The sequence below is a fragment of the Borborobacter arsenicus genome, from assembly GCF_003934165.1.
Classification (GTDB): domain Bacteria; phylum Pseudomonadota; class Alphaproteobacteria; order Rhizobiales; family Rhizobiaceae; genus Pseudaminobacter; species Pseudaminobacter arsenicus.
This window is the reverse complement of record NZ_RKST01000102.1, coordinates 1-682: the sequence shown is the minus strand read 5'-3', so window position 1 is coordinate 682 and position 682 is coordinate 1. Positions and strand designations below refer to the sequence as shown.

At 59.4% G+C, this 682-nt stretch carries 2 protein-coding genes; both read right to left on the bottom strand.

The features are described 5' to 3' along the window. Positions 1-362 (bottom strand): thiosulfate oxidation carrier protein SoxY (locus EET67_RS25390; RefSeq protein WP_128628926.1); only part of this gene is annotated, 362 nt, incomplete at its 3' end. Positions 363-382: 20 nt separating this feature from the next. Further along, the coding region (gene soxX, locus EET67_RS25385; RefSeq protein WP_128628925.1) for a sulfur oxidation c-type cytochrome SoxX at positions 383-682 on the bottom strand (300 nt) is incomplete at its 5' end.

The following is a 682-nucleotide window of genomic DNA, read 5'->3' as shown; positions in this document are numbered from 1 at the left end:
GTCTTGGCCAGGCGCATGCGTGTTGTGGCGACGGCCGCACCGCTTGCCTCGGTGAAATTGAAGGTCGCAACCGCCGGATTGGGGTTGCCGTCGGCCAGGATGATCACCGACTGCACCAGGTCGTCGCCGCTCATGGCACTTTCGACATTGACGGCGATCGGCACGGTATTACCGTTCTCGGCGATCTCAGGCGCCGTCAGCGTGATCTTGCCGGCTTCCGGGGTCTTGCCGCCGGTGAATTCCATGATGCTCTTTTCAGTCTCTTCCGTGCTGGCGTTGGCCGAGGAAGCCTGAAAGCCCACCATGGCGAAGACGGCCGCTCCGCCCGAAAGGGCAAGCGCCTGACGTCTGTTGATTTTCATCCGCTTTCTCCTGAGTTCCATTATTCCTTGAGTGTCGCCAGATAGGCGACCACGTCTTCGACCTGCTGCGCTGTCAGGATTGTCTTGCCGACGAATTTCTCACCGACATTCTTGCCGACTTCGAGCGAATAAAAGCCCGGCATCACCGTCTCCTCGCCGAAGACCTGCTTGGAATTGGTCACAATCGCGCGCAATTCCTCGGGCTTCCACCGATCGGCCACGCCATCCATCGAGGGGCCGACATTTCCATGGAACAGCTCCTTCTCCATGTCGACATTGGCGTGGCAGGCCAGGCAGTTTCCGAGGCTACGATCCTTGAA